23 protein-coding genes are annotated in these 26,450 nt (G+C 51.9%); 11 read left to right on the top strand and 12 right to left on the bottom strand.

Features of this window, described 5'->3' with window-relative positions; genetic code table 11:
- Positions 1-50: 50 nt before the first annotated feature.
- The 5 genes from K7H08_RS05065 to K7H08_RS05045 all read right to left on the bottom strand — a co-directional run bounded on the left by K7H08_RS05065 (position 51) and on the right by K7H08_RS05045 (position 5,637).
- Entirely contained in the window at positions 51-1,313 is a 1,263-nt protein-coding gene (locus tag K7H08_RS05065; protein ID WP_231657355.1) for an ABC transporter substrate-binding protein, read from the bottom strand.
- Positions 1,314-1,373: 60 nt separating this feature from the next.
- The gene (locus K7H08_RS05060) at positions 1,374-2,423 is read right to left on the bottom strand and encodes a Gfo/Idh/MocA family protein (RefSeq protein ID WP_231657354.1); all 1,050 of its coding nucleotides are present in this window, start codon (positions 2,421-2,423) and stop codon (positions 1,374-1,376) included.
- Positions 2,420-3,199, bottom strand: a complete 780-nt coding sequence (locus K7H08_RS05055) for a ThuA domain-containing protein (protein WP_231657353.1) — start codon at positions 3,197-3,199, stop codon at positions 2,420-2,422. Before K7H08_RS05055 ends, K7H08_RS05060 begins: the two co-directional genes overlap by 4 nt.
- 194 nt (positions 3,200-3,393) lie before the next feature.
- Positions 3,394-4,083, bottom strand: coding sequence for a CBS domain-containing protein (locus K7H08_RS05050; RefSeq protein WP_231657352.1), 690 nt, complete (start codon positions 4,081-4,083; stop codon positions 3,394-3,396).
- 123 nt (positions 4,084-4,206) lie between these two features.
- Positions 4,207-5,637, bottom strand: coding sequence for a hypothetical protein (locus tag K7H08_RS05045; protein WP_038482088.1), 1,431 nt, complete (start codon positions 5,635-5,637; stop codon positions 4,207-4,209).
- Positions 5,638-5,749: 112 nt separating this feature from the next.
- On the opposite strand from K7H08_RS05045, the gene K7H08_RS05040 reads away from it, so the two are divergent.
- Entirely contained in the window at positions 5,750-6,742 is a 993-nt protein-coding gene (locus K7H08_RS05040; protein WP_231657351.1) for a J domain-containing protein, read from the top strand.
- 65 nt (positions 6,743-6,807) lie between these two features.
- Positions 6,808-7,239 carry a hypothetical protein gene (locus K7H08_RS05035; RefSeq protein WP_231657350.1) on the top strand — a complete coding sequence of 144 codons (432 nt, stop codon included), beginning with the start codon at positions 6,808-6,810 and terminating at the stop codon, positions 7,237-7,239.
- Here the strand turns inward: K7H08_RS05035 and K7H08_RS05030 are convergent.
- Entirely contained in the window at positions 7,156-9,654 is a 2,499-nt protein-coding gene (locus K7H08_RS05030; RefSeq protein WP_231657349.1) for a mechanosensitive ion channel family protein, read from the bottom strand. The two genes, K7H08_RS05035 and K7H08_RS05030, sit on opposite strands and share 84 nt — an antisense overlap.
- A 128-nt stretch (positions 9,655-9,782) precedes the next feature.
- Between K7H08_RS05030 and K7H08_RS05025 the strand changes: the two genes are divergently transcribed.
- Both K7H08_RS05025 and K7H08_RS05020 read left to right on the top strand, forming a co-directional pair.
- Positions 9,783-10,790, top strand: coding sequence for an amidoligase family protein (locus tag K7H08_RS05025; protein WP_231657348.1), 1,008 nt, complete (start codon positions 9,783-9,785; stop codon positions 10,788-10,790).
- A 29-nt stretch (positions 10,791-10,819) separates the two neighbouring features.
- A complete protein-coding gene (locus K7H08_RS05020; RefSeq protein ID WP_095602523.1) occupies positions 10,820-11,491 on the top strand; it encodes a gamma-glutamyl-gamma-aminobutyrate hydrolase family protein in 672 nt (223 codons plus the stop codon).
- 21 nt (positions 11,492-11,512) lie between these two features.
- Here K7H08_RS05020 and tpx read toward each other — a convergent pair whose 3' ends face one another.
- Positions 11,513-12,016, bottom strand: coding sequence for a thiol peroxidase (gene tpx / locus K7H08_RS05015; protein WP_231657347.1), 504 nt, complete (start codon positions 12,014-12,016; stop codon positions 11,513-11,515).
- A 136-nt stretch (positions 12,017-12,152) separates the two neighbouring features.
- Here tpx and K7H08_RS05010 point away from each other — a divergent pair, with 136 nt between their 5' ends.
- On the top strand, positions 12,153-12,869 hold the full coding sequence (locus tag K7H08_RS05010) for a glutamine amidotransferase (protein WP_231657346.1): 717 nt from the start codon (positions 12,153-12,155) through the stop codon (positions 12,867-12,869).
- Here K7H08_RS05010 and nfi read toward each other — a convergent pair.
- Together nfi and K7H08_RS05000 are read right to left on the bottom strand one after the other, a co-directional pair.
- Positions 12,862-13,554: a deoxyribonuclease V gene (gene nfi / locus K7H08_RS05005; RefSeq protein WP_231657345.1), complete on the bottom strand. Its 693-nt coding sequence runs from the start codon at positions 13,552-13,554 to the stop codon at positions 12,862-12,864. The two genes, K7H08_RS05010 and nfi, sit on opposite strands and share 8 nt — an antisense overlap.
- Before the next feature lie 161 nt (positions 13,555-13,715).
- A complete protein-coding gene (locus K7H08_RS05000; protein ID WP_231657344.1) occupies positions 13,716-15,428 on the bottom strand; it encodes a DEAD/DEAH box helicase in 1,713 nt (570 codons plus the stop codon).
- Between the two features lie 507 nt (positions 15,429-15,935).
- Here K7H08_RS05000 and K7H08_RS04995 point away from each other — a divergent pair.
- Entirely contained in the window at positions 15,936-16,133 is a 198-nt protein-coding gene (locus K7H08_RS04995; protein ID WP_038482059.1) for a CsbD family protein, read from the top strand.
- Between the two features lie 52 nt (positions 16,134-16,185).
- A complete protein-coding gene (locus tag K7H08_RS04990; protein WP_038482057.1) occupies positions 16,186-16,668 on the top strand; it encodes a PRC-barrel domain-containing protein in 483 nt (160 codons plus the stop codon).
- 124 nt (positions 16,669-16,792) lie between these two features.
- Here the strand turns inward: K7H08_RS04990 and K7H08_RS04985 are convergent, their stop codons facing one another.
- Together K7H08_RS04985 and K7H08_RS04980 are read right to left on the bottom strand one after the other, a co-directional pair.
- Positions 16,793-17,830 (bottom strand): glutathione S-transferase family protein, encoded by a 1,038-nt coding sequence (locus K7H08_RS04985; protein ID WP_038482054.1) that lies wholly within the window; start codon positions 17,828-17,830, stop codon positions 16,793-16,795.
- A 99-nt stretch (positions 17,831-17,929) separates the two neighbouring features.
- Positions 17,930-18,850 (bottom strand): LysR family transcriptional regulator, encoded by a 921-nt coding sequence (locus tag K7H08_RS04980; protein WP_038482051.1) that lies wholly within the window; start codon positions 18,848-18,850, stop codon positions 17,930-17,932.
- Positions 18,851-19,482: 632 nt separating this feature from the next.
- Here K7H08_RS04980 and K7H08_RS04975 point away from each other — a divergent pair.
- Positions 19,483-21,144, top strand: a complete 1,662-nt coding sequence (locus K7H08_RS04975; protein ID WP_231657343.1) for a peptidoglycan DD-metalloendopeptidase family protein — start codon at positions 19,483-19,485, stop codon at positions 21,142-21,144.
- Between the two features lie 134 nt (positions 21,145-21,278).
- On the opposite strand, the gene K7H08_RS04970 is transcribed toward K7H08_RS04975, so the two are convergent.
- Entirely contained in the window at positions 21,279-22,919 is a 1,641-nt protein-coding gene (locus K7H08_RS04970; RefSeq protein ID WP_089038895.1) for a L,D-transpeptidase family protein, read from the bottom strand.
- A gap of 127 nt (positions 22,920-23,046) precedes the next feature.
- Here K7H08_RS04970 and K7H08_RS04965 point away from each other — a divergent pair, with 127 nt between their 5' ends.
- The 3 genes from K7H08_RS04965 (at position 23,047) to K7H08_RS04955 (ending at position 26,248) form a co-directional block, all read left to right on the top strand.
- Positions 23,047-23,772, top strand: coding sequence for a murein L,D-transpeptidase catalytic domain family protein (locus K7H08_RS04965; protein WP_231657342.1), 726 nt, complete (start codon positions 23,047-23,049; stop codon positions 23,770-23,772).
- 254 nt (positions 23,773-24,026) lie between these two features.
- Entirely contained in the window at positions 24,027-25,124 is a 1,098-nt protein-coding gene (locus K7H08_RS04960; RefSeq protein ID WP_231657341.1) for a CZB domain-containing protein, read from the top strand.
- A 104-nt stretch (positions 25,125-25,228) separates the two neighbouring features.
- Entirely contained in the window at positions 25,229-26,248 is a 1,020-nt protein-coding gene (locus tag K7H08_RS04955; RefSeq protein ID WP_231657340.1) for a patatin-like phospholipase family protein, read from the top strand.
- Positions 26,249-26,450: the final 202 nt, after the last annotated feature.

The raw sequence follows: 26,450 nt of genomic DNA, 5'->3' as shown, positions 1-26,450 counted from the left end.
ATTGTGCCAAAAATTGTGCCGAAAATCGCTGAGCATTGCGGCAAATCCAGCTACCAACCACGCCTACCTATACGGGCAAGCTCACTATCTAGCTGCTGAATTGCTTGTTCGGGGGAAATATCACCAGATAGGGCATCATGCACGCGGTTAAACACTGCGTTAGACACCCGTGGATACGCTTCTCCAGTAACGCTCGCAGGACGTGGTACGCCATTCATAACGGTTTCATAAAGTTCGCCAATAAACGGATGGGCTTCCAGCACCTCGGCATTTTCATAGAGCACAGGCCGCGTCGGGTTTCGACCAAACTCAATGGCGTGAGCTTTCTGTTGCTCTTCAGCGGCGAGATAAGCCACTAGGTCGGCGGCGATGTCAGGGTGCTCTGAATAGCGCGAAACCGCCCAGTTCCAGCCGCCAAGCGTCGCGACAGACTGCCCTTCGGACCCGCGGGGTAACGGCGCGACGCCAAACTTGCCTTGAATGGGCGTGCCATCTGCCTGCCCCAACGACCAGACATAAGGCCAGTTGCGCATAAACAAGGCATTACCCGCCTGGAACACCCCGCGTGCTTCTTCTTCCATGTAATTGCGCACACCCTCAGGGCTAATATCACCCACCCAAGAGGCTGCTAGCGTGATGGCCTCTACGGCTTGGGGATTATTGATGGTGACTTGCCCATCGGCATCCACAAAAGTGCCGCCACCGTAGCTGGCTATCCACTCCAACGCATTCGTGGTCAGCCCCTCATAAGCTCGCCCCTGAAACACAAACCCATGCATGCGCGCATTACCTGCGTCGCGCTCAGACTGCTGGATATGCCGCGCAGTATCAGTCAACGCCTGCCAAGTTGCTGGTACGTCGGCATCGTATTTGTCCAACAAGTCCTGGCGGTAATAGAGCAAGCCTGCATCCGTAAACCACGGCAACGCCACCAGCTTGCCCTGCACGGTATTGTTATCCATCAGCGAGGGAATAAAGCCGTCAGCCGCGCCTTCCGGCAGGTAGTCGTTTAGGTCAACCAAATGGTCGGCAAGTAGCCCTGGCCACACAATATCCACCATCAGCACATCGACATCTTGCGATTGGCTGCCTAATAGTTGCTGATAAAGCGACAACTTCTCAGTGGGTGATGCCGGGGTGGTGACGATATTCACTTGGTGACCATTAGCATCGGCCCACCGTTCTGCCAGGGTTGGGCAAAAATCTGCCGCCCCACCATCGCCACAGGCAATGGTAATTTCAGCCGCCATGGCAGGCAGCGTTGTGGGCAGCAGGGCAAACAGTATCGCTGACGAGCGCAGGTAATGACGCATAGCATTCACCTCTATTGTTATTGGTAGGTAGGGAGCTAGTTAAAGGGTCGAGTCATCCACCTAGCTGGCAATCGCTAGGCTGCGGTCTTCCTGGCTTGATACGAAACAGGCATCGAGCACGGTTTGAATCGCCGCGCCGCGGGCAAAATCCGGTTGATCGTTATTGCCACTACGAATGCTCTTGACGAAGCGCTGGTAAATACTCGGCGTGGACGGTGCTTTCACAGTGCTCCAGCGGGCAGGATGTACGTCATCATCGAGACATACCTGCACATCCTCTTTTGAGGCGTCCAGGTCAATACGAATCGCGCCTTTATCGCCGTGCACACTCAGCGCCAGCGAGTTGTGATGCCCTGTTGCCCAGCGAGTGGCCTGAATAGTGCCTTTCGCACCATTGGCAAATGACACTCTCATCAGCGCGGTATCATTGGCATCCAGCACATACTCACCAATGCGATTGTCTGGGGCTTTTTCAAAGCAGGTTAACTCGCAGTTAACGCGGGTAATGTCGCCAACGGGGAAGCTGGCAAAGTCGACAATATGTACACCAACATCGCCTAATACGCCTTTGCTGCCGTGGGCTTCAGAAAGCCGCCATAGCCACTGGCTATCTTCATTCCAGCGTCCCCAGGCGTTACTCACCAGCCAGCTTTGCCGGTAACTGGCATCGACATGACGAACTTGACCAATCGCCCCTCCCGCAATCAGCGCCCGCGCGTGCTGAATCGCTGGGGCATCGCGGTAGCTTAGGTTGACCATGTTGATCACGTTAGCGGCTTGAGCAGCGGCCGCCATTGCATGGGCATCTTGTGCATTTGTCGCCAGCGGTTTTTCACACAGGATATGCTTACCTGCGGCAATAGCGGCCAGCGACGTGGCATTGTGAACACCATCTGGGGTGACGTTACTTACCGCGTGAATATCATCCCGAGCCAACATGGCATCCAGGTCTTGATACACGTCGGCAATGCCATGATGCTCGGCAAACGCCTGGGCTTTGGCAAGGTCTCGGTCGCACACAGCCACCACTTCGATGCTTTCAAGACGGCCAAAATGCTTGGCGTGCTCGCCAGCCATGCTGCCTGCACCAATTATCGCTAAACGGATCATTTAAAGCCCTCCTCGCCGGGTTTATGCAGGCTTTCGCCTTTAATCTCGACCGGATTAGGCGCTTGGTCAGCGGGCACATTAGGGCAGCTGTCGATCCATCGCGAGCCTTCCGGGCGTGCCCAGTTCACGGCGTTTTTCAACACGGTTTTCACCTGGGCATCGTAATAAATCGGATAGGTTTCATGCCCAGGACGGAAGTAGAAAATCTTGCCGTTGCCACGTTTGTAGGTCAGGCCGGAGCGGAACACTTCGCCCCCCTCAAAGGCACTGATAAAGATCACTTCATCGGGGTTGGGCACCGCAAACGGTTCGCCGTACATTTCGGTATGAGGCAGCTCAATGTAGTCCCCCAGGCCCTGAACAATCGGGTGACCTGGATTCACTACCCACAGCCGTTCCCGCTCGCCCGCTTCACGCCACTTGAGTGAACACGTAGTTCCCATTAAGCGCTTAAAAATTTTCGAGTAGTGCCCCGAGTGCAGCACAATCAAACCCATGCCCTGGAGCACACGTTTTTGAACGCGATCAACCGTCTCCTCTAACACATCGCCATGGGCGGCGTGGCCCCACCATAGCAGCACATCGGTGCTTTCAAGCGTTGCTTCGCTCAAGCCTTGATCAGGATCCTGCAGCGTCACGGCAGAGGCATTTATGCCTTCCGCTTCGTTTAAACCTTCGGCGATGCACTGGTGCATACCCTTAGGGTAAATACGCGCCACGATGTCATTGGTCTGCTCGTGGACGTTCTCCCCCCATACAGTCGCGTTAATACTCATAGATTCTCCTTGCGAATTAAAACATCTTAAAAAATGACAGCTGAAGCTTAAAGTAAACGTTTACTCACAAAGAGTAAACGTTTACTTTAATACAACTTTAGTCGCTTTTTGCTCGTAAAAAGAGTGAGTATTAGCGCCCACAAAAAAGCCCGCTGCACTAAGCAACGGGCTGTTTAGCTAAGAAACACAGCGTATTAGAAGTAGCCCGCTCCACGAGGCATCATGCCAAGGTGATTTTCAACACGCTTGACGCCCTGGGTATTTTCAGCCGCTACGGTCACTGCCTGCTTCTGTTCTACAGACTCTACTAGCCCCCAAATCTCTACGCTTCCACCATCAACAATCACACTGAAGCTTTCGGTTCGCACGCCGGTGTTATTGTCGATCTCTTTGAGAATGGCTTCTCGAATAGAGCGATCATCCTCCGGCGACTGAGTGGGCGCTACAACCACGTTAGCAATCCCTTGAAGTAAGTTTGCGCGACTGACAATACCAACGAGCTTACCGTCTCGCACCACTGGCACCCGCTTGATGTGATGCTTTTCCAGCAAACGAGCAATGCTATGCAGTGGTGCATTTTCTTCGACAGTTAGTGGCTTGGAGGTCATTACCTCATGCGCCTTACGCCCATGGGATTTAATATATGTCCCCGCGTCTTTACCGCCACTGAAGAGCGAAAGCCACCAAGAGCGGTTATCGTCCGTTTCATCTTTCACTCGACGCATCAAATCGCCTTCGCTCACGATACCCAACACCCTACGTTCATCATCGACGACCGGTACGGCACTGATGCGGTTTTCAAGTAGCAACTGCGCTATATCGCGCACGTTTGCGTCGGGCCCTACACTCACCACGTTGGGTGTCATAATGTCGATAGCTTGCACAGTATCCTCCAGGCGACAGGGTCGTAGTCGCAAATTATATGGCTCACCTTTGAGACTAGTGTGCTACTGGTGATTTCGCTATGCAGACCCAGCCTCAGTGCCAGTCTATTGATCCAACGCAGTTTATTTGCTGGTTTTCTCTACACTTTCCTCAGCGACTTTCTCGACATCGACAATGCCAGAACGGCTCACAACCACTTTCCAGCGAGCTAGGTAGGTTGTGTCCTCACTACCGGTCTCACGAATGACCAAGTTAAACAGGTGACGTCTCTCGACACTTTCTCTAACGGCCTGCCCTTCCTTCAGACGGTAAATGAAGTGCTTCTCTTTGCTCATTAAGCGCGTCAGCATGGAAAGATCGATATGCAGCGTTTCACGGGTATGCTCATAACCGCTTAAAAAACGGGTAGGCGACATACGCGAGCTGGAACGATAATGAAGTACTTCTTCTTCACGCTGAGCGACCGTACGACGGCGCATTTGCTGAATATCAGCATCTAGTGCGGCATAGCGCTTATAGTCGAACCACTCTAACTGCCGACCCACTGATTGATTGCGCGTGGGGTCGATATATTGCCGCCGCCACTTTGGCCTTCCACGCCGAAGCCAGCGCCATAACGTGTTACGCAGGTCGTCTTTAAACACTTCCCGCATCGCATAAAGCAGCGCCAACGCCAATACAAACAACGCAGTGACATCGCCCAGCACACTTCGCAAGTGGAGCACACCAAGCGATACAAAGGTCATTACCACTGCCGTCGCCAACGCTTTTACTGCCTTCTGCTCGCCGCTCCCAAGCTCTAGAGCACGCTGTTTGAGCGTAATGGGATGCTCTATAAGCCGCCTTAGCAAGCGCATTTTATTCGACATCCGAGTGGGGTCTTCCATCACCCGTTCAGCGTTATACTCTTGCTCTTTTCGATAGTCGCTCTCACGCTGGCAGACGATGATAAAGCGACGCTTTATCTCACTAAACTCGCCGCCACGAGGCATATGCGCTACCAATGCCAGCAGTTGCTGCTCGGTAAACCAGGAAAGGTAATTATCGATGTTGGCAAAGTATTTATAGAGCCGCTCGTCGGTGGGCGAATTGCGCCGCAACCGTTTAAGAATGCCGTCACTCAAATCGCTCATTTCATACAGTTGGTCACGGAGCGCATCGGCAAGCTCTTGAAGCTCGCCGCTCTCCTGGCGCTGATCGCTAGTGGCATGGCGTAGTTTTCGGGCGCTGGCCAGCATTGCCTGAGTCGTTCGCTCTAACGCCCCAACATATTGATAAGCATACAAACTTAAACTTAATCGATAGGAATCACTGCCTAACTGATTACGGCTCGCTAAACGGCTATGGACCAACGGTAAATGGTACTCATCACTGTAGTAAGTGCGTGAAACGCTGATCGCGCCGTGATAAAACGCCTCTTCTGAAATGACATGGGTGCTAAGCCCAAGCTCTTTGGGCACAAATAGGTAAACATCGAGCGTGTGCGACGTTTCTTCCTTGAGCCGCCGAGTGAGCCTCAGCTGGAAGCTATTTTTACGCTCAACATTGATCACCTAACGAATCTCCTACTTCATTGCGTAACGCGATGATATACCATGGCCAATCATTATCAGGATGGCCGTTAAAGCACTTCTGCGGTTAACCTCTTTGCCTTGGAGCCAGGGAATGTCCATTGCCCGTTTTTCACCCTTTGAGCTGTTGCTGCTAAAGAGCCGCAGCCAAGTGGATACGGCAACACTACTACTGTTAGCCTGGGTGCTTGTACATCGCCAGCAGGTGTCTGAAGGCCAGCGGCGACGCCGACTGGCTCAAGTCACCGCGCAATTTCGTCACGGACACGAACTTGGGCCGGTGATGAGCATTGCCCATAATCAAGACCTTCAAGCTATTCAGTTAGCGGCCGAAGTTGTGCGCAAAGAGTGCTCCAATGAGCGCAGTCTCAGCATACTTTACCAAGCGATCACTGTAGCCACCGACGATGGCGAGCTATCTCTGAATAACCATTACATTCTGGGCTTTCTCGCTGATTTGCTAAATGTCACACCTGCCACATTCAGCACTCTCTTTCATGAGTTAACGGGCAAGCCACTGCAATCAGCAGAGGACCCCAGTCGAGATGCTTATTGGCAGGTGCACGATCCAGAATATCACGCGCGCAAGGCACGTGATGCACACGCGGCTGAGCAGAAAGCAAAAGAGGCCGAAGAGCGCCAGCGTGCTAATAAAGAACAACAGCAACAAAAGCAGCAGAATAAACAACGCCAACAGGAAGAAGCACACCGTGAGAAGGCAAAACAGGAGCAGGCCAAGCAAGAACAGAACAAGCGGGAACAGGACAAACAACAAGAGCGCCGCAAACGACAGGAACAGACCCAACAGCGTCAGCGCTGGCAACAAGAGCAGAAGCGTCAGGAAGAAGCCCGTCGCCAACAGCGGGAGCGACCCTCTTCACCACCTGATCGCAACACACGGGCGCTGGCAGTATTAGGACTAACACCAGGGGCTAATCGTGCCGATATCCGCCGTGCCTATCGCCGCATGGCGCAGTTGCACCACCCTGACCGTTTCTATTCGGGTAGTGAACATCAAATAGCGCTGGCATCAACGCGTTTTCAGCGTATCAAAAGTGCCTACGATTATTTGATGCAAAACACCTGATCAGCCTACTGTTAACGATTAAGGGCAGAGCACCCAAACCGACAGTGAGTATCGACTCGAACATTATGCGCGATTTGTATCAACGACTGACACTAACACCCGACGCGAGCGATCAAGAAATCAATAGCGCGGTGGCTCGCTGCCCAAACAGCGCGTTGCGCCAGGATGCTGAAACCGTACTTGGTGTTGCAGAACATCGCGACGCTTATAACAAGCTCCACAAAACCGTCAGCGACATAGGACAACTGCGGGCAAGGCTTGGACTCACTCACGCTGCTCACTGGCAAGGCGATGTAGCCAACGACTTTTCCCTACCACCTGATCATGCTATTTCACGCCATGACGAGCTGATTGATCGCGTTAGCCTTGCGGTATCGCTTTATAACCGCTGGAGGCGTTTCAGGGGTCCATGGCTACTCGTCGCCTTGTTGACCATAGGTGCTGGCATAGGTCTCGCCTTTGGGCTCGCCTTGGGCCTTGGGCTTAGCATAGGTTGATGGCTCTGTCCGCTCGCGCTCATCGCGGCGGGTTTCAGCTTCTGTCGGGCGCGGAGCAGGTTTTGGCGGCGCTGGCCGCTTTCGCGGGCTATCGCCGTCTTCATCACTGATATTCCCTCCCCTGCTCTTGTCACCCGGCTCATCGAGCGTGAAATCCGTGCCGGCGCGCTCTTTTCCCGTAGGCTCTGCTTTCGCAGTCTCATCGGGCATACGATCTTGCCGACGATCTTCTGAACGCGCCTCCATGCTGACACTGAGACGCGGTACGCCCAGATCGATTTCCTGCGCTTCCATGCGTTGCTTCAATAGCAAGTTAAAGGCACGCGATACGTCCCACTGCATTTCTGGTGCTGTGCGAAAACGCATGCGCAAAATAGGGCAACCATCTTCAAAGCCCTGCACACCCTGCATTTCTAAAGGTGACCAAATATAGTGGCGCATCATAGGATCTTTGCGTAACTCTTGCGCGGTCTCTTGCATCAGCGTAATTGCATCATCAATTTTCATCGCATAAGGGATACGAATACGCATCAGCGCAATACCGAACTGACGCGACATATTATGAATCGACTCAATACGGCTAAAGGTAATGATATGGACAACCCCATCTAAATCACGCAGCTTCACAGTACGTAGCGTTAATCCCTCAACGGTCCCCATATGGCCATTAATCTGAACGAAATCATCCACCGCTAGGGAGTCTTCTATCAGAATAAAGATGCCGGTGATTAAATCCTGCACCAACGTTTGGGCACCAAAACCAATCGCCAGACCGATGACACCCGCACCCGCGAGTAGTGGAGTGACGTTAACGCCAAGGTTTGCTAGCCCGGCAATCACCGCAATAATCAAAATCGTCACAAAAATAACATTACGAATCATCGGCGTAATGGTTTGCGCCCGAGCTTGATTCACTCGCCTACCGCGAGAACGCGCGGATGACGTTAGCGCCCGTTGAATAGCCGTATCAGCAAAGATCCATACCAGCCAAGCCAGCAGAATAGTTGCCCCCAGACTTACCAATGCTTGACCAATGCGGGCACTGGCTACCGCTTGCTGACCAAGGCCAAACAGCGAACCGCCCCAAACCTGCATAAACAGTTCAGCGAATACCATCCAGGCGCACAGGTGGGCAAGTACAAAGCCGAAGCGCTCTAAACGCTTACGATATTGGCTGTAACGACGGCGATGACGGCGTTTACCCAAGCGCTCTGACTGACGTCTCAACAAGCCCGTCACCACTAACGTCAACACTAATAAGCTTGCCGAGATAATCGAGCGCGCAAGCGCTGTACCCACATCGCCCACGGTGATAAAGATCGCCAATAATGAGCCACCCACCATCAGCAGCGCAGGAATATGCCAGAGGCCGCCCAGCGCACGGACCATCTCAACGGCGGCACTGGCATCACGGCGCTGCTTGTAAGGGCGGTTACAGATCAAATGGCGAACAGGTCGTTTAAACTTAAAGATAAAGCGCGCCGACAGCAGCGCAGCCAACATATTCGCAAGCACAGACACTAAGCTGGAAAGCTCACTACCCAGCAACTCAACCAAGCGGGTAGAGTTAACCGCGTCGCCCAAAGCGATTAATGCGCCAATGACAAACAGACCACGCAAGGCTTTTTGTTGCAGCACCTGTACCGCTGTAAAACGATGGCCGCGGCTGAAAAACGCAATGACCGTTTCAATCACCACCGACAACGCGCGACCACACACACAAACGTAAGCCACAACCAATACAACCGCTCGGCCTGGGCTGTAAGGTAATATCTGCCCAATCCCTAGCGTAATCGCGAATGACAGTGCCCAAGGCAGCATGCGACGTAAAAAGTGCACCGCCAATAACCATGCTTTCGGGTCTCGAGGCAAATCAAGCGGCCATTCTCGTCGTGTGGCGATCAAACGCCCAAACGCAATCATAACGACCAGCAGCGTCCCCCAAATAACACCAAGGACGGCACCTTCAGCCACTGCGCGTAACGCCTCCCCCTGGTCAGCACCATCATTTAATGCGCGTAAATCGGCAGCCCCTTGAACCAACTGTCGTGACCATTCATCAACCGGCGAATCGCCAGCCTGAGCCTGCTCGCCAATATCGGTCAGCGTATCGGCTAATGCGCCCAGCAGGCCTTGATGAACGATTTTGTCCTCTTCGCTAGCCTCGGTGGCAAGCTGCAATTCACGCAGAGAGTCGAGCAGCGCTCTACGCTGCTCTTCATTCTCCAGCATTGCAATCACATCGCTAAGCGAGCTTTGGAAGCGTTCACTACTGACACTCTGCTCTTCTGATGCATCACTGCCTCCCCCCAGGCTTGGCAGAGAAACGCTCTGCGCCTGAGCGAAGGTCATCACACCTATGAGTAGCGTCAAAAAAACGCCTAACACGATATTGATTGTCCAGTGCTGTCGCACGCTTGACTCCCGAAAATGAACTGACATAACACGCCGATTAGTGAGCGTTTACTTAACTTTATACTCTCAGCCTTAATGCGTGACTGTGATAGGCTGTTGGCTTAAACGTTCACCTCAAGGATACCGAGATGACGCTGCAAGCTCCCCCTAACCGTACCAATAGTGATGGAAAAACAAGGCGTGTCGGTGTGGAAATCGAATTCGCCGGACTTCCGCCGCATGATACCGCTGAACTGGTACGCGAGCTATTTGGGGGTGAGCTTAACGTGGTAAGTCCCCATCGGCTACTCGTTGAAGCGACTCGATGGGGCAAGTTCGGTATTGAGCTGGATACCCAGCATGCTCATCCTGATAAAACGTTACTTGAAGAACACCATGAAAGCGACAGTGAATGGGCACGCCAGCAGCGCCATCGGCGAATAGAGTTCCATCAAAAAACCCGTGAACTAATTGGCGACATGGTGACGGGCTTAGTGCCTACGGAAATTGTCTGTCCGCCGATTCCCTGGAATGAGCTAGAGGAACTAGACCAGTTATTTGGTGCCCTGCGTGACAAAGGCGCGAAAGGCACCGATGCCAGTTTACTCTACGGATTTGGCTTGCATCTAAATCCTGAAGTAGAACGGTTTGACGTTGGTTACCTTCTGGCCATGATGCAAGCGTACTTGCTTCTCGCCAGCTGGCTGCGCGATGAGATCAAAGTCGACATTACCCGTGAAGTACTGCCTCACGCCAATCCATTTCATAAAGAGTACGCTCTTAAAGTCCTGGATTCTGGTTATCAGCCTGATTTAGATACGTTTATCGATGACTATCTGCACTACAACCCAACGCGTAATCGAGAGTTAGACCTACTGCCGCTGTTTGCGCACCTGCGTCCTGACCATCCCCATGAGCTGCTTCATAGCCAGCTCACTAAACCACGCCCAACGTTTCATTACCGGCTACCCAATGCGCAGCTTTCTCAGCCCAGTTGGGGGTCAGTTGTGGAGTGGAATCGCTGGGTTGAGGTAGAAAAGCTAGCCGCAAACAGTGACGTGCTGCGTGCTCGCTGCGATGAGTATATTGCTGAACACAGCCAACCGTGGTGGAAACGCTGTAAAGCGAAGTTGCTTGGCCTATTGAAGTCATCCTAAACACACTGCCTTAGTGAGAACGTGCCAGCATGTCTCGACCGCTTATTGGGATTACAACCTCTGATCAAAAAAGCCATCTAGCGTGGTGGTTTGACTGGTTCGCCGTATGGCGACATGGCGGCCAACCGCTTCGCTTGTCCCCTTCACGCCCCTTACCTGCCCACCTTGACGGGCTAATTATTGGTGGCGGCGATGATATTCAAGCACATCTTTACGGCGGCGAAGTACAGCTGGATGTGCGGCTAGACCCAGCCCGCGATGAACTAGAGCTCAATCTACTCGGCCGATTTATTCCGCAAAATACTCCTGTACTGGGAATTTGCCGGGGGGCGCAGCTAATCAACGTCCATTTAGGTGGCACCCTCGACCCTGATATTTATACCACCCATGAAGGTCTGAAACGACGGCGTACTGTGCTACCGCGTAAGACAGTAGATATTGTCGGAGGTAGCAAGCTTTATCAGCTATTAGGCGTCACATGGTGTCGCGTGAATAGCCTGCACCATCAGGCGGTCAATCAAGCAGGTGACGGCATCAATATTGTCGCCCGCGACCGAGACGGGCTAGTACAGGGAATTGAGTCGACAAAACATGATTTTTTGATTGGCGTGCAGTGGCATCCCGAGTGGCTTATTTTCAACCGCCCCCAGCAGCGTTTAATTAGTGCACTGGTGGCGGCAGCGAAACAAGGTGCAGGTTAGAAACCTGCGTACCGCCTCTGGCTAGCCTTTTAAGGCTGCCAGCGCGGCCTCATAATCAGGCTCATTTTTCAGCTCGCTTACCAGCTCACTGTGCAACACGCGGTTGTCTGGATCGAGCACTACCACGGCACGGGCGCACAATCCTTCCATTGCACTATTAGCCAATGCGACACCCCAAGCTTCTTGGAACTCTCGATGGCGGAAGGTAGACAAGGTTTCAACGTTATCCAACCCTTCTGCGCCGCAAAAACGCTTGGCTGCAAATGGCAAGTCAGCAGACACGACCAGTACAACGGTATTATCCAATTGCGAGGCCAGTTCATTGAACCGCCGAGTAGACACCGCACAAGTGGGCGTATCCACACTGGGGATAATATTCAGTACTTTGCGCTTGCCCGAATAAGTATCGAGGGTAACATCTTCTAAATTGGCATTGGTGAGCGTCATCAGCGGAGCAGTTTGACCTGGAGCAGGTAGCATCCCTGCTACATCCATGGGCTCGCCAGCACGCGTTATCTGTTGCATATTAGGCTCCTAATATAAAGCTAAAAAGGTGTATGGTGAGGGCTACCACCTTACAGGGCAATGCCCTGATTGGGCTAACCTTTCCTCTCTAACCTTTCTTCGCTAACCTTACCTCTGACAGGACAACGAGAACGCCATGACCTCTTTAGTCATTATCAAAACCGGTGACGCCTTCCCTGAAGTGGTCGACCAATACGGTGATTTCGAGCAACTCTTTATCAATCAGCTTTCGACGGCACTGCCGACACATCTGTCACTCAAGGTTTGGGATGCACGCAAACAAGGTGTTCCTCCTTCACCCACTTCATTCGCCGGCATTATGCTCACGGGTTCCCACAGTATGGTGAGCAAACAGGAGCCGTGGAGCGAGGCGCTAAAACCTTGGCTTGAGCAAGCGTTAGCCGAGAACGTCCCTATGCTTGGCGTGTGCTATGGTCACCAGTTGATGGCGTCAGCATTCGGGGGCATTAGCGATTACCACCCTGCTGGAAGAGAATCAGGAACGCGCAATGTTCGGCTTACCCAAGCAGGCCATCAAGACCCCCTGTTTAGCAAACTGCCCACACACTTCTCGGCTCACCTGACCCACGCCCAGTCCGTCATGCAGTTGCCACCCAACGCCACGGTGTTGGCGCATAACAACCACGATGCTCATCAAGCATTACGTTATGGCCCCCGCCAATGGAGCGTGCAGTTTCACCCAGAGTTCACCCGACCAGTGATGCATGCTTATATCGAGCGCCAGAAAGCCGCATTGCGCGACCAAGGTGAAAATCCTGACGCTCTCATTGACGCGATCACCGACACTCAAGCGGCCTCTAGCCTACTGCGCCATTTCCTACGCTTTACGTAAGCCGCTTTTGGTCGCGTCTTGATGCAAGCCGATCCGCTAATCGCGTGGGTTCTGGTAACTTGGTGCGTCCTAAACAGCGCACCACCCAGTCAAGCGATGTTTCAAGGGATAATCGATGCCCTGGCGACACGAATACCGGTTTCACATTTTCCCGCGAGCGTAGCACGGCACCAATAACGTCGTTACCTGATGTTAGAGGCACCCAATCCCCCCGCGTGTTTCCCACCTCTGCATGCTGCCCCGTTAAGCGGGACTTAGCGATGCCGATCGTCGGTAAGTTTAGCCACAGCCCCAGGTGGGCAGCGACACCAAGCCGCCGAGGATGTGCAATCCCCTGCCCATCGACCATTACCAGCTCTGGTGTGATCGTCAGCTTAGCGAATGCTTCCAGAGCGGCTGGGATCTCGCGAAAAGAGAGCAGACCAGGAATATAAGGCATCCGCGTTGGCTCACGATGAACCACCTGCTCTACCACAGCCAAATGCTGTGTGCTGTCAGGCTGCCACGCTAAAACGACGACCGCCGCCCGAGTGATATCACCACCCGCTTCAAACCCAATATCGACCCCAGCAATGTGGTACACAGAACCGATACGATCAGTGGATTCAAGTCGTTTCGCCAGCTCTGCTTGCAGCGCTACGGCCTCTTTTGGAGCTAAATTCCAGTCATGTAGCGGTGCGTCCATGCAGCCTCCTTTTACTGAACCATCATCATACTAACGTAGCTCAACTTCCCAGCTGCAATTACAGGCAAAAAAAATCCCCTTAAGCCGCAGGGCGTAAGGGGATAGAACGATCGTTAAACGTCGTTTTAAAGCACCATTATAATATGGCGCTATACATTAACTTAAGCGCGTTCGCGGCGACGAACGGGTGCATCACCTTCATCACGACGACGACGTGGAGCACGCTCAGGTGCACTGTCTTCACTAATTTCTAACGGGCGACCAGCAACGCGGGCTCGCGCCATTTTCGCCAGAATAGTGGAAGGCAGGCCACTGGGTAGTTCAACTACCGAGAAAGCGTTGCGGATATCAATACGACCGATACGGGCGCCTTCGATGCCACCTTCGTTCGCCAGTGCACCAACCAGTTGACCAGGCTTAACGCCATCTTTATGGCCAACAGAAACACGGTAACGAATCATACCTTCGCTAGGTGCGCTTGAGCGCTCGCGACGGCCACCGGGCTTGCCACCAGGCGCGCTATCACGCGTAGTACGCTCTTTACGCGGTGCTTGCAAGCGTCCAATCGGCGCTTCGTCAGCACGTGCCATCGCGGCAAAAGCACAAGCTAGCTCAACGGCATCATGGCCTTCTTCTACCAGGCGCTCAACCAGTGCGCGCTGCTCTTCAGCACCTTTGGTCAGGGCTGCTACAACGCGATGATGGAACACGTCATCACGGTGAGCGCGAATAGCGGCTTCGTCTGGCAGCGGCATTTCAGTCATTTTCTGACCGGTAGCCTGCTCCATCCAGCCCACTTTACGGCCTTCACGGAAACCAGCGAACGTAATCGCGATACCGCTACGGCCCGCACGACCGGTACGACCGATACGGTGGGTATAGGCTTCTGCGTCTTGCGGCAGATCGTAGTTGATAACGTGCGTAATACGCGGAACGTCAAGACCACGAGCAGCGACGTCGGTCGCAATCAGCACATCAACCTTGCCACGCTTGAGACGTGTAATGGTGCGCTCACGCAGGCTTTGGTCTAGATCGCCAGACAAGCCAGCGGCATTAACGCCACGGGCTGTCAGCTGTTCAACCAGCGTGGTACAAGCAGCACGAGTACGCACGAAGACAATAGCGGCATCAACCGGCTCAACCTCAAGGATGCGTGCCACTGCTTCAAGCTTAGCGCCACCATCGACGCGTACAATACGCTGTTCAATGTTTTCACCGGTCGTCGTGCGCGACTCAATCGCGACTTTTACCGGATTAACCAGATAGCGGTTAACAATGCGTTCAATTTCAGTCGGCAGCGTTGCCGAGAAGAACACACGCTGAGCATCTTTAGGGGTATCGGCAACCACGCGTTTTACGTCGTCGATAAAGCCCATGCGCAGCATTTCGTCAGCTTCATCCAGCACGAGTGCCGAAAGACCGTCGAGTTTCAGACTACCGCGATCAAGATGGTCGATAATACGGCCAGGGGTGCCAACAATAACCTGGGCACCGCGCTTTAGCGCGCCTAACTGTTCACGGTATTCTTGGCCACCACAAAGGATAGCGACTTCAAGACCCTTGAGATTTTGGCCATACTTACTGAATGAAGCCGCAACCTGCTGAGCAAGTTCACGGGTCGGAGCCATAACCAGTACTTGAGGCTCGCGACGGGTAAGTTCTAAACGCGATAACAATGGCAATGCAAATGCAGCAGTTTTGCCGGTGCCGGTTTGTGCTTGGCCCAGCATATCGCGGCCTTCCAGCAACGCAGGAATCGTCTGCGCTTGGATCGGCGAGGGAATTTCGTAGCCTTGTGCTTCAACAGCAGAGAGAACGGCAGGCAACAGAGCAAGATCGCCGAAGCTCGGCGAAGCGACAGAAGTCGAGGTCATTAATCACACCTTGGTAGGCCGGTTTTTCCGGCAAAAAACATCGTAAGCGTCTCTGACTCTGCTCGTTAATACGCGTGACAATGCATATTAATAAACAAGGATCCGCAAGGCGGATATCATCATCAATGGAGTCGGAGACGCCGGTCGCACCTAGCATTCGGTTAGCAAACACCGCATAAACGGGCTAACCGCTGTGGCGACCTTCTGCGCCGATTTCACCCGTTTGGTGAAATGCTGGAGGCGCGCCATCTTCACAGCAATGAACATCTGCAGTTGGCAAGATGTTCCAGCAAGCATTTCACTTCGTAGTCAAAGCTACATAGGAAATTGCTTATCGTCGTGATGGAGGGGTCAACACATGCGAGGAGGGCGCATCCTAACACCGCCAATCGCTTATGACCAGTCTTTTTGCTTTAACCGTTCTTAATACTCAAGCTTGCACATATTCACTGTTCGTCTAACCTGAGAAGTGCCTAACGATGTTCACTAACTTCAAGGAGTGATGCTATGAACTGGGATCAAATTGAAGGCAGCTGGAAAGAAATGAAAGGAAAAGCTCGCGCAAGCTGGGGCGAATTAACTGACGATGAGCTTACCCAGATTGGCGGCAAGAAAGATCAACTTGTTGGCAAGCTACAGCAGAAATATGGCTTAGAGCGAGAAGAAGCCGAACGCCGTGCTGATGAATGGGCGAACGATCTTTAACGTTTGTCGTCTAATTAAACCGCACATTTTAATAGCTACATGGAGAGATGCTATGCGCAAGACAATGCTTACCACTGCTATCAGTACCGCCCTTTTAGGCAGCTTGGCCTTCGGTGTTCAGGCATCAACTGAACCCCAAGGTATGTATTCGGCAGATGACATAATGGATGCAGAGGTATTCTTTTCTGGTGGTTCTGGTGAAGAAATAGGTGAAGTCGAAGATATTCTTTTTGATGAAGAAATGCGCATTTCAGCGCTAGTCATTGAAAGCGGTGCAATTCTTGGCTTGGGTGGTCGTGAAATTGTTATTAATACCGATCAATTTACCCTGGAGACCCATACCGAGAGTGATGGTGATACCGAGCACCGCATAATGCTTGAAGCTTCCCAAGAGGAAGTTGAATCCTTCCCTACCTATGATCGTGATTGGTGGGAGCAGACTAAAAATAGTGCCCGCGATGCATGGCAAACGACCAAAGAAGGTGCTCAAAGCGCCTGGCAGTCTACCCGCGAAGCCGTTAATGATAACGAGTAAGCTACCAGCTTAAACCGCTTAAGCTAGCGGTTAACTAGCCAAATGGGCCACCCTGCAATTGGGTGGCCCATTCGTTAGTAACGAGGTTTGAGATGCAACTTCTGAGAAGCTCTCTGCTTATAAATTATGAAGCGCGACGACGGATGCCCTGCCCTGGCAAGCGTTCACGATCATGAGGGCGCTCTAAATCCAATAGCGGTCCGGCAGGCACAATACGCGTTGGATTAATCGTGTCATGGCTGTAGTAGTAGTGGCGTTTTATTTGTTCCATATTGACGGTCTCTGCAATACCCGGCCACTGATACAGCTCGCGAACGTAATTCGCCAGATTGGGGTAATCTTCAATACGTTTTAGATTGCATTTAAAATGGCCATAGTAGACAGCATCAAAACGGATCAGCGTGGTGAAAAGCCGAATATCTGCCTCCGTTAACCACTCCCCCGCCAGATAACGATGCTCGCTCAAGCGTTTTTCCATTCGATCTAAGGCATCGAACAGAGCCAGCACATGTTTTTCATACACGTGCTGATCCGTCGCAAAACCCGACTTATAAACACCGTTATTAATGTGCTCGTACACATCGTCGTTGATGTCATCAATAGTGCGACGCAAGTCATCAGGGTAAAAATCTAAATCGTTACCGGTCAACTCATCAAACGCGCGATTAAAAATGCGCATCAAATCAGCCGACTCATTATTGATAATTGCGCTACGTTGCTTATCCCAAAGCACCGGTACCGTGACCCGCCCCGTATAGGCAGAATCAGTCATCGTATAGAGCTGATGATGATAGTCGACGTGGTTAACAGGATCCCCACTGGAGCCCTCACTTTGGTCATACGTCCAGCCCTTATCCTGCATAAATGGGCTAACATGAGAAGTGCCAATGAGTGATTCCAGCCCCTTTAACTTGCGCATAATAAGAATTCGATGCGCCCAAGGACAGGCTAGCGATACATAAAGATGGTAACGGTCTGCTTGCGCAGGGTAGCTCTGCCCTTGCCACTGTTTGCCTGACGACGCACCGCCTGACAGTACCTCCATCATGGCATCGTCACCCACCCAGTCGCGCAGTTGGGCAGACTCGCGGACAAATTCTCCACCATGCTTCTTAGTGTCGTACCACTGATCAACCCATTCGCCGTTAACAAGCAGTCCCATCGGGCGGTCTCCTATTGTAATAATCGTATGTAGTAAACGTATTAATAGTGCTGATGACGTTTAGCATACGCCCGCCCTCCCGATGCTCAAGCGGATGTTTTACGGCGATTCATTCGATGAAATCGAATCCTTAGGACAGAGCTCGCTCACCCCCTGTTTCAATGCCTGTGCCATGGCATGGGCTGCAGGGCCAGCGCGATCTCGGTCTCTGAATATCAACTGCATAGGCACCATTCGCACCCCACCAGCACTGAGCGGCAAAGGTTTGAGCTGCCCACTTGAAAGTTCATCAGCAATACGGGTTTCAGGCATCCAGGCAAACCCTAACCCACGCTTAAGCATATCTAATGACGTGTTTAAGTGACTCACTGTCCATCGTTGCTCCGCTTTCAACCAGCCGGAATTAGTCGACTGGCGTAGCGCCGAATCACGCACTACCAGTTGACGGTGTTGGGTCAGATCCCTAAGGTCTAGCGAGCGACTAAGCTGGTGTAACTCATGACTTGGGTGTGCAACGGCTATAAACCGCACGTTCACCAGCGGTTCACCTAAATACCCTTGAGCCGCAATCCCTGAGACCACAAGGTCGGCACGACCATCGTGGAGCATTTCTGTACCACCATTTAGCACACTTTCATGCAGTTGCACTCTGACCTGAGGATACGTTTCCGAGAAACGCTCAAGTGCTTTCGCTTGAGCAGCCGCTGGAAAAATCTGGTCAATAGCGACCACGATTTCAGCTTCCAGGCCTGCAGCCAAACGGGTAGCAACATCTTCTAAAGAGGCGGCACTCTCAATTAACTGGCGAGCTCGGCGCAATAAGAGTTCGCCCGCCTCAGTTAGGCGTACCTGCCTGCCCACCGGCTCCAGCACCTGAACACCCAACTGCTCTTCTAGCTTGTGCACGGCATGGTTAAGCGTAGATGGACTTTTGTGAATAGCCTCGGCCGCCCGCGCAAACCCACCATGGTCAACAACGGCTGCCAGCATCTGCCACTGTGCAAGAGTTACTCGAGACATTTCGATTCCCTCGACGCTAAACAGCGAAATAATCCGCTTTATGTTCGAAAAACCCTTATAGAATGCCAGGAAAAACCGCTGAGTACTTGCCTGTAAACAATTATTCCTAAGCACTAGGCTACCTAAGGGAGTTCACCTGACACTTTTCCCTTAATGACAGCCAGTTGACGCCAAGCCCACTAGATACACAAAAAGACAATTTGTTACAAAAAAAACAATATTCAACGCACAGCAATTATTAAGTATATCTAAGCATGCTGCCTCAAGACCGTTTCATGATGCCTGTTTTGCTTTTCGGCCGCCAAAAGATATACAAAAACGATACAAAAATATCACAAAAGCATTGCATGATTAATTTAACTTCTAAAGTTGGCGGAAAATATTGATTAACGCCGCCTCCCTATGATTAATTATTGTGCCTGCTTAGTTTTAAGGCGGTTTGCGTTAAGTTACTTTTTTTAGCGAACGGCGTTCACAAATAGGTTTTCTTGCTTATTACCTCCGTATTTCAATGAAGTACATTTAGTGTACAGGCATACAGTCTGTTCACTCTTACCCTCATGGGGTATGGTTCTTGGGTATACTTTTTTTCATGTTACTCATTTACCACGAACTCGGCGGCCCATTTACCCATGTTGCGAATTCTTCATTCGCTGCCCCGCACACATAAATTGTTACTGTTACCCGTGGCTACAATGGTCACTGTGCTGGGCACACAAAAGTTAATTACGACCTACCACGACTTAAATCAATCTCATACGCCACTGGAAAGCGTGCTTGTACCGCTTCCCAGCGACTCTGCTCCTGGGGTTCCTTCATTGCGTCAAGAACGCACCCCCGTTGCTGAAGCCATTGATCGCGCTTCTCGCGCTATTGATGCCACGCGAGATAATATTCCGCTGAACGACCTCGCAGCTACAGAAATTGTCGATCTAGATGTCATCACTAGCGCCGAAGCCTCGATGACTAGCGTTACAGCGCAACCTCACATTAATGCCCAGCTGGATGACGGCGCGCTTCACATGGCAGTAGTATTAGGGACCCTCTCAAGCGGTATGCTCGATGTTGACAACACCGCTTCCGTCGAAATTGCCGATGCCACTTCATATGAAGATTATGGCAATGAGCTGTTTGGTGATATTTCGTTTCTCGAGCTGGAACTTGCTGCGGACGAGCCCTACGTCCCTAAGTGGAAAACACATATTGTTGAATCGGGTGAGACCTTTGCATTGCTGGCACAGAACAAGCTAGGCCTTGGCTACAGCGAAGTAATGGCGTTGCTAGAGGATCTCCCGGATCCACGTATGCTTACTCATTGGCGTGCTGGCCACAGTTTCGATTACAAGTTAGATGAAAGTGGTCGTTTACTGTCGTTGCGTATGATGAAAAACACCCGTGACGGTATCTTGCTGGAGCGCGATGAAGAGCACTTTGCCGCCACGGTTATTGAGCGCCAGGGTGAAGCGGTACAGCGTCTTTACGCGGGTAGCGTAAGCGGTAGTTTTGCGCGCTCAGCCCAGGCAACGGGGCTAAGTAGCAGCGCCGTTACTGAACTCACTCACCTACTTGAGCAAAAACTCGATTTTCGGCGCGACAGCCGTCGCGGAGATCGCTTTCAAGTGCTAGTTGAGTCAGACATGATTGATGGAGAAGCGTTTGACTCTCGCGTGCTTGCTGTTAAGTACGATGGCGAACGCATGGACTTAACGCTTCTTCGCAATGCTACCGATAGCAATTTCTATACGCCCGAAGGGAGTAGCTTAGACCCTGCTTTCTCGCGCTATCCGTTTGAAGGCAATTACCGTCTAAGTTCCAATTTTAACCCGCGCCGCAAACACCCAGTGACTGGCCGTATAAGCCCGCATAATGGAACCGATTTTGCGATGCCTATTGGCACACCTGTCGTTGCTCCCGCCAATGGCCGCGTGGAAAAAGTGGGCAACCATCATGCCGCGGGGCGCTACATTGTCGTTCGTCATGATAATGGCTATCAAACCCGTTATCTTCACCTCTCTCGCCCGCTGGTCACCGAAGGTGCGCGTATTGAAATGGGTGAGCGCATTGCGCTTTCGGGCAATACAGGGCGGAGTACGGGGCCTCATCTGCACTATGAAGTCATAGTCAACAACTCGCCTGTCAACGCGATGAACGTAGAGCTGCCTGAAAATACCAGCCTAAGCGGAGATACTTTGATTGCTTTCCAGCGCCAGGCTGAGCCCATGATGGCAGCATTGGATAGCGGTGAGACAGGTACTATCAGCGTTGCCAACTACGAGCGCCAAGAAGAGCAGTAACCTTCCCTCTCTTTACATTGAACAATAACGCCGCCCTGAAGGGCGGCGTTATTGCTTTGAAGCAAGTCTACGTTTACAAACCTTGCTTATAAACCATTCTTATAGAAAACCTAGCAATCAATCCGCCCTTCACGTTATACCGCTCGTGACAATGCAGCCAACAGGTCGGCGTCACGACGGTAAATATCATCGCGGAATTCTACTTCCCCTTGAGCATTTGGCCAGGCCGTTAAGTAGTGCAGCGCGACAGGAATACGCTGAGGGAGATTAACATTACGATCACTTCCACTACTGTTAAGCAACGAGGACAGTTGGTAGCGACTGCCACTATCTTGAAGCAGTAACTGCGCAAATTCCGTTACGCCTTCAACGCGCACACAACCAGAGCTGAGCGCTCGCTGATCGCGCTGAAACAACCCTCTGGCGGGTGTATCGTGAAGATAGATCATTTCGCTGTTGGGAAAACGTACCACCACGCGGCCTAGCGGATTACCGCCACCTGATACTTGGCGCAACATCACTGCACCAGGCCGTTGCCAGTCAATAGCGTCAGCGTTTAACCGCTCGCCGGAGTGGCTTATCACTTGGATATTACGCCGGGCCAAATAGCCTGGATCTCGTCTAACCTGAGGTAAGACGTCCTCGCGCATAATGGTCGGTGGAATCGTCCATGACGGGTTGATGGTTAAGTGGCTAATCGCCGAATGAATAATAGGCGTTTCGCGCCGCGGTGTGCCGACTACCACTCTGGTATCCCAGTGCTCACCATTAGGCCGAGTGTAGTGCAATCGATACCCCGCAATGTCAACCCACACGCGCGGTTCATTGGTTTGAATGGGCCTGATCCAACGCGCCCGCTCTAAGTTGACACGCAGTTGATCGATTCGCGACGTGACCGGCGTGTTCAATGCAAGCCGCGTGCGCTGACCCACAACACCATCTTCTTGCAACTGATGACGACGTTGAAATTGCTTAACTGCCCCTTCTAACTCAGCATCATAGGTACGCTGGTTGCTAACCGCAGATTGAACCTCAATCATTGGGTAGGCATTGCTATCTGCCGCCAGCAAGTTGGTTTCTCCCCAATAGGCCAAGCGCTGTCGCAATATCAGCACATCCTCATTAGTATCACCTGGGCGTAACGCCTCATCTCGACCTGCCAGGTAGGGAACATTGCCTTTTTCAGCCAGCGTACGGTATTGACGCAGCGCATCGCGTAGCTGAGCGTACTCCGTTGATGAGGGCCTCACATAGTCAAACGCGCCCTGAATATCGTCATTTTCCACCGCATGGGCAATGCGCAGCAAAGAGTAGCGGCGCTCAGGCCTAGGGATATCCCATTTCGGCTCGACCTCGTTTGGATTCACCTTGCCCCGCGAAAGGTGCTCAAGTGCGAGTAAAAGTGCTGTCGTGGCCTGAATATCAAAGTCAGCTTGCGCCAACGCACCTGCTTGCTGGCTAGTCTGAAATGCGTTTAGCAGGATGCCCGCATCGTAATCACTAGGCGCTAAACCATCATCTTCAAGACTATTTAACGCCTGCACCAGTGCTTCAACACGGCTGATATCTTGCCAGACGGGCCGTTGATTTAGCTGCTGGTAAAAGTCCTCAACAGGCAGTAACGCACTGGATTGAGTATCTAAACGCTGAGCTAACGCCTGCCCAAGAGCGCCTGTATCAGCTTGCGCGCTGGTAACCAACTGAGGCGCTTGGATCAGCGTCAGACATAGAGCCACCCCTATCGCCCATCGTCTAATTAACGTTGTCTCGTTCATCGCTCCTCCTTGCGTTACTATTCATCGTCGCTATTTATCATTGCGATTCATCATTATTACGCTACATCTATTTATCATAGCCGTTTACATGTCTCCTTCGTCGATATCTATTGCAGGATTGCACTCTATGCCTTTTTACCTACGTGCTTCTACCGCCATTTTGTCGCTTCCACTGTTGTTATTGAGCCTTCCCTTACAAGCCGCTAGCTTTTTCTCACAGGTCGCTTCTGCAGCACCTCCCGGCGTTTCGCCCTTGCATCATCAACTACTCCAACTAGCCCCATCAGCAACGCCAGAGGCGCTGCGACTCGCCGCTCAATCGCTTAGCTGTGCGGACCCAACCGCTGAGCGCTTAGCCGTCATTGATTACTCGCTTCCGTCTACCGAGCCACGGCTTTGGGTCTTCGACCTGCATCGACATAAGCTGCTATTTGAAGAGCTGGTTTCTCATGGGCAAGGCTCTGGCGATGCGTTGGCAGAGGTCTTCTCCAATACCCCCGAGAGCCACCAATCCAGCATCGGGCTCTTTCGCACAATGAATAGTTATTATGGTCGTAATGGCTATTCATTGCGCCTGGATGGCTTAGAGCCAGAGGTTAATGACTTGGCGTTTGAGCGAGCGATTGTGATCCATGGCGCTGACTATGTTAGCGACGACTTTATTACCCAGACTGGCAGGCTCGGACGTAGCCACGGCTGTCCTGCAGTACGCGAAGACATCACGTATCCTCTTATCGACAGTTTGAAAGAGAACCAGTATGTCTTCGCCTACTACCCTGATGAAGAGTGGTTAGCAACGTCGCAGTTTCTGCGCTGCCCAAACGACAATGCTCCCCACTTAGCCCAACGCTGATAATTTTCCCATCAAAACTGGTGAGCGGCGAAGCTGCCCACTTTGTGAGACCAGCCTTAAGGCTGGTCTTTAAAATTCGCCTTTGAGACTAATCTTTGAGACTGACTCGGATACATTAAGAAACATAGTCCTCAAAAACGCAAGAGACTGGTTTTCATCATTAATACCAGGTAACTCCGGCACGCACGGCAACCACCTGCAATACTTTGTGACAAAACATCACAAAGCTATTTACTATTTTGCAGGTACTGGCCATGTTTGCTTTTATGCATCCGTATCAAACTATCCATCGCCTAGAGCAAGAAGTGGCAGCGTTGAATGCCCAATTAGAGGCTGAAAAAAAGCGCCACCGCTGTCGCGCGATCAGCTTGATGACGCCGGTTGAGTCGCTCAGCATGCTTCAGGCCAGGGGCGCGGACATGCTTTGCTCATTGAGCAAAGGCGTAGAAGTGCATGCTCAGCACCTTGCTGCCGAGCAATCGACACTTACTGACACTTTCAGCCGACTCCATAAAGCCGAGCAAAGCGCACAAACGTTGCAGCAACACCGCCAACGCTGCCAGCAAATAGACACGTATTTAGCGTCCCCTTTAGTGACTGAGCAAGCCTTCCACGATATACGTCAGCTGAGTGTCGAATTAGGGCACAGCGCAGGCCATACACAAGCGTTAGCCATTACTGCGGCCTTGGAAGTCGCTCACTTTCATGAACAACCGGCAGGCATGCCAGCAATTGTCCAGGACCTGCAAGAGTTATCAGAACACTCTCGGCAATTAGCGCATCAGCTAGCGCAGTGGATCGAGCGCACGGCATTGCAAGTCAATGAAGATGCAAAGATCCGTGATTATCAGCAGCAGGAAATAAAGGCCTTAACCAGCGCCGCCCAAGCAGCAGAACATGTCATTGAGCAGTTGATAGACCAGTCACGCCATATGTATAAGGTCATACACCACAGTACAACTACGGCTTATTTGCACGCCGCCAAACTCGAGCATGCGGTATGGAAAAGCCGCCTTTATAGGCAACTACTCTCTGCTCATCTGGAAGAGAATTTAGAAGATCACCAGCACTGCACGCTTGGGCATTGGTACTTTATGGGGGACGGTCATCGCTATAAGCATACGGAGGCTTACAAAGCGCTGGCGGCACCGCACAAGCGTTTTCATGAAAGCGGTTTAGAAGCACTTAAGTTTGCCCGCCAAGGTGATCATAATGGCCAGCTTGCGGCACTGGCTATGATGGAAGAAGCCAGCAGTCAGCTAGCACTCCAGCTTGATAAACTGATGGAGCATGCCGTTTATGAGGTTCCCCTTTCAAATGGGCGCCCTTCACCATTAGCAGATTCACCTTGATGACGTGCTGTGGGCCTGCCTAGCAGGCGTACACATATCACACCCTTTTATGCCATGCTGAGTGGGTTACTGCGCTTTTAATCACTCACTCAGCAGGGAAGGCAATGTCGCAGATCAAAAAGCTAGATCTCGCTTTACAGGGCGGTGGAGCCCACGGTGCTTATACATGGGGTGTCATCGACCGCTTACTTGAAGATGACCGTATCGAAATAGAGGGCATCAGTGGCACAAGCGCTGGCGCAATGAATGGTGTGGTCATGGCAGACGCCCTCACCCGCGGTAACAAAGAGACAGCTCGCCAGGCGCTACACCAGTTTTGGAAAGCGGTTAGCCGAGCGGGTATGGCAAGCCCAATTCGCCGCTCGCCACTTGATGTACTTACCGGAAACTGGTCCCTCGATCACTCACCGGGTTATGTGGCTATGGACCTTTTAAGCCGCTTGGTATCCCCCTACCAACTGAACCCTCTGAATATTAATCCATTGCGTGACATTGTCGCCGAACATATTGATTTCGAACGTGTAAGACGTTGTGAGCAGCTTAAGCTATTTGTGACGGCCACTAACGTTCGTACTGGAAAACAGCGCGTCTTTCGCCGCGAAGAGATGAGTGTAGATGCAGTCATGGCCTCTGCTTGCCTGCCATTTGTATTTCAAGCGGTTGAGATAGAGGGCGAAGCGTACTGGGATGGCGGTTATATGGGTAACCCAGCGCTGTTCCCTTTAATGGAGGAGTGCAGCGCACGCGACATTCTGTTGGTGCAGATTAACCCCATCATCAGAGAAGAAGTCCCCACGTCTGCCTCAGCCATAATGAATCGACTAAATGAAATTACCTTTAATTCAGCCCTGATTAAAGAAATACGCATGATTGCGCTGCTTAAGCGCACACTGGATGAACAGGGAATCGAAAACTGCTATCAGCAAGCGCTCTTCCACCGTATCAGTGGCGAACAGGCGCTAGAGGATCTCTCGGTATCCAGCAAAATGAACTCAGAATGGGCGTTTCTATGCCATCTGTTCGAGCAAGGGCGCGATGCCGCCGAACGCTGGCTAGAAACTCACTTTGAAGCGATAGGTGAACGTTCAACACTGGATATTGACGCTGTTTATTTGCACGAATAACCAGCACTCAGGTGTCGCACGTCTTCACCGCAGATGCGCCACCTTGGTGCATTACCAGCCTACTGAAACTCTCCACCTATTAAACAAACACACATAAGAAACTGATTTTAAAATTAAAATAATCTTATGGCGAACTAATTGCTTCACTCTTACTGAATGATGGTAGGCGTGGACCAGGCCCAACGGGTACGAGTGCGTCGAA

Origin of the sequence: Halomonas sp. IOP_6, assembly GCF_021151565.1 — a bacterium.
In the GTDB taxonomy this organism is placed as follows: Bacteria; Pseudomonadota; Gammaproteobacteria; order Pseudomonadales; family Halomonadaceae; genus Vreelandella; species Vreelandella alkaliphila.
Note: the sequence above shows the minus strand (reverse complement) of the source record. Positions and strands in the feature narration are given on the sequence as shown.

What these genes read in the sequence shown, in the direction of transcription:
- K7H08_RS04995 (WP_038482059.1), top strand. Translation starts at nt 15,936, where the DNA reads ATGAACTGGGATCAAATTGAAGGCAGCTGGAAAGAAATGAAAGGAAAA.
- nfi (WP_231657345.1), bottom strand. Translation starts at nt 13,554, where the DNA reads ATGGACGCACCGCTACATGACTGGAATTTAGCTCCAAAAGAGGCCGTA.
- K7H08_RS05000 (WP_231657344.1), bottom strand. Translation starts at nt 15,428, where the DNA reads ATGACCTCGACTTCTGTCGCTTCGCCGAGCTTCGGCGATCTTGCTCTG.
- K7H08_RS04980 (WP_038482051.1), bottom strand. Translation starts at nt 18,850, where the DNA reads ATGTCTCGAGTAACTCTTGCACAGTGGCAGATGCTGGCAGCCGTTGTT.
- K7H08_RS05065 (WP_231657355.1), bottom strand. Translation starts at nt 1,313, where the DNA reads ATGCGTCATTACCTGCGCTCGTCAGCGATACTGTTTGCCCTGCTGCCC.
- K7H08_RS05060 (WP_231657354.1), bottom strand. Translation starts at nt 2,423, where the DNA reads ATGATCCGTTTAGCGATAATTGGTGCAGGCAGCATGGCTGGCGAGCAC.
- K7H08_RS04965 (WP_231657342.1), top strand. Translation starts at nt 23,047, where the DNA reads ATGCCTTTTTACCTACGTGCTTCTACCGCCATTTTGTCGCTTCCACTG.
- K7H08_RS04970 (WP_089038895.1), bottom strand. Translation starts at nt 22,919, where the DNA reads ATGAACGAGACAACGTTAATTAGACGATGGGCGATAGGGGTGGCTCTA.
- K7H08_RS05010 (WP_231657346.1), top strand. Translation starts at nt 12,153, where the DNA reads ATGACCTCTTTAGTCATTATCAAAACCGGTGACGCCTTCCCTGAAGTG.
- K7H08_RS05035 (WP_231657350.1), top strand. Translation starts at nt 6,808, where the DNA reads ATGCGCGATTTGTATCAACGACTGACACTAACACCCGACGCGAGCGAT.
- K7H08_RS04955 (WP_231657340.1), top strand. Translation starts at nt 25,229, where the DNA reads ATGTCGCAGATCAAAAAGCTAGATCTCGCTTTACAGGGCGGTGGAGCC.
- K7H08_RS05025 (WP_231657348.1), top strand. Translation starts at nt 9,783, where the DNA reads ATGACGCTGCAAGCTCCCCCTAACCGTACCAATAGTGATGGAAAAACA.
- K7H08_RS05020 (WP_095602523.1), top strand. Translation starts at nt 10,820, where the DNA reads ATGTCTCGACCGCTTATTGGGATTACAACCTCTGATCAAAAAAGCCAT.
- tpx (WP_231657347.1), bottom strand. Translation starts at nt 12,016, where the DNA reads ATGCAACAGATAACGCGTGCTGGCGAGCCCATGGATGTAGCAGGGATG.
- K7H08_RS05040 (WP_231657351.1), top strand. Translation starts at nt 5,750, where the DNA reads ATGTCCATTGCCCGTTTTTCACCCTTTGAGCTGTTGCTGCTAAAGAGC.
- K7H08_RS04960 (WP_231657341.1), top strand. Translation starts at nt 24,027, where the DNA reads ATGTTTGCTTTTATGCATCCGTATCAAACTATCCATCGCCTAGAGCAA.
- K7H08_RS04975 (WP_231657343.1), top strand. Translation starts at nt 19,483, where the DNA reads ATGTTGCGAATTCTTCATTCGCTGCCCCGCACACATAAATTGTTACTG.
- K7H08_RS04985 (WP_038482054.1), bottom strand. Translation starts at nt 17,830, where the DNA reads ATGGGACTGCTTGTTAACGGCGAATGGGTTGATCAGTGGTACGACACT.
- K7H08_RS04990 (WP_038482057.1), top strand. Translation starts at nt 16,186, where the DNA reads ATGCGCAAGACAATGCTTACCACTGCTATCAGTACCGCCCTTTTAGGC.
- K7H08_RS05055 (WP_231657353.1), bottom strand. Translation starts at nt 3,199, where the DNA reads ATGAGTATTAACGCGACTGTATGGGGGGAGAACGTCCACGAGCAGACC.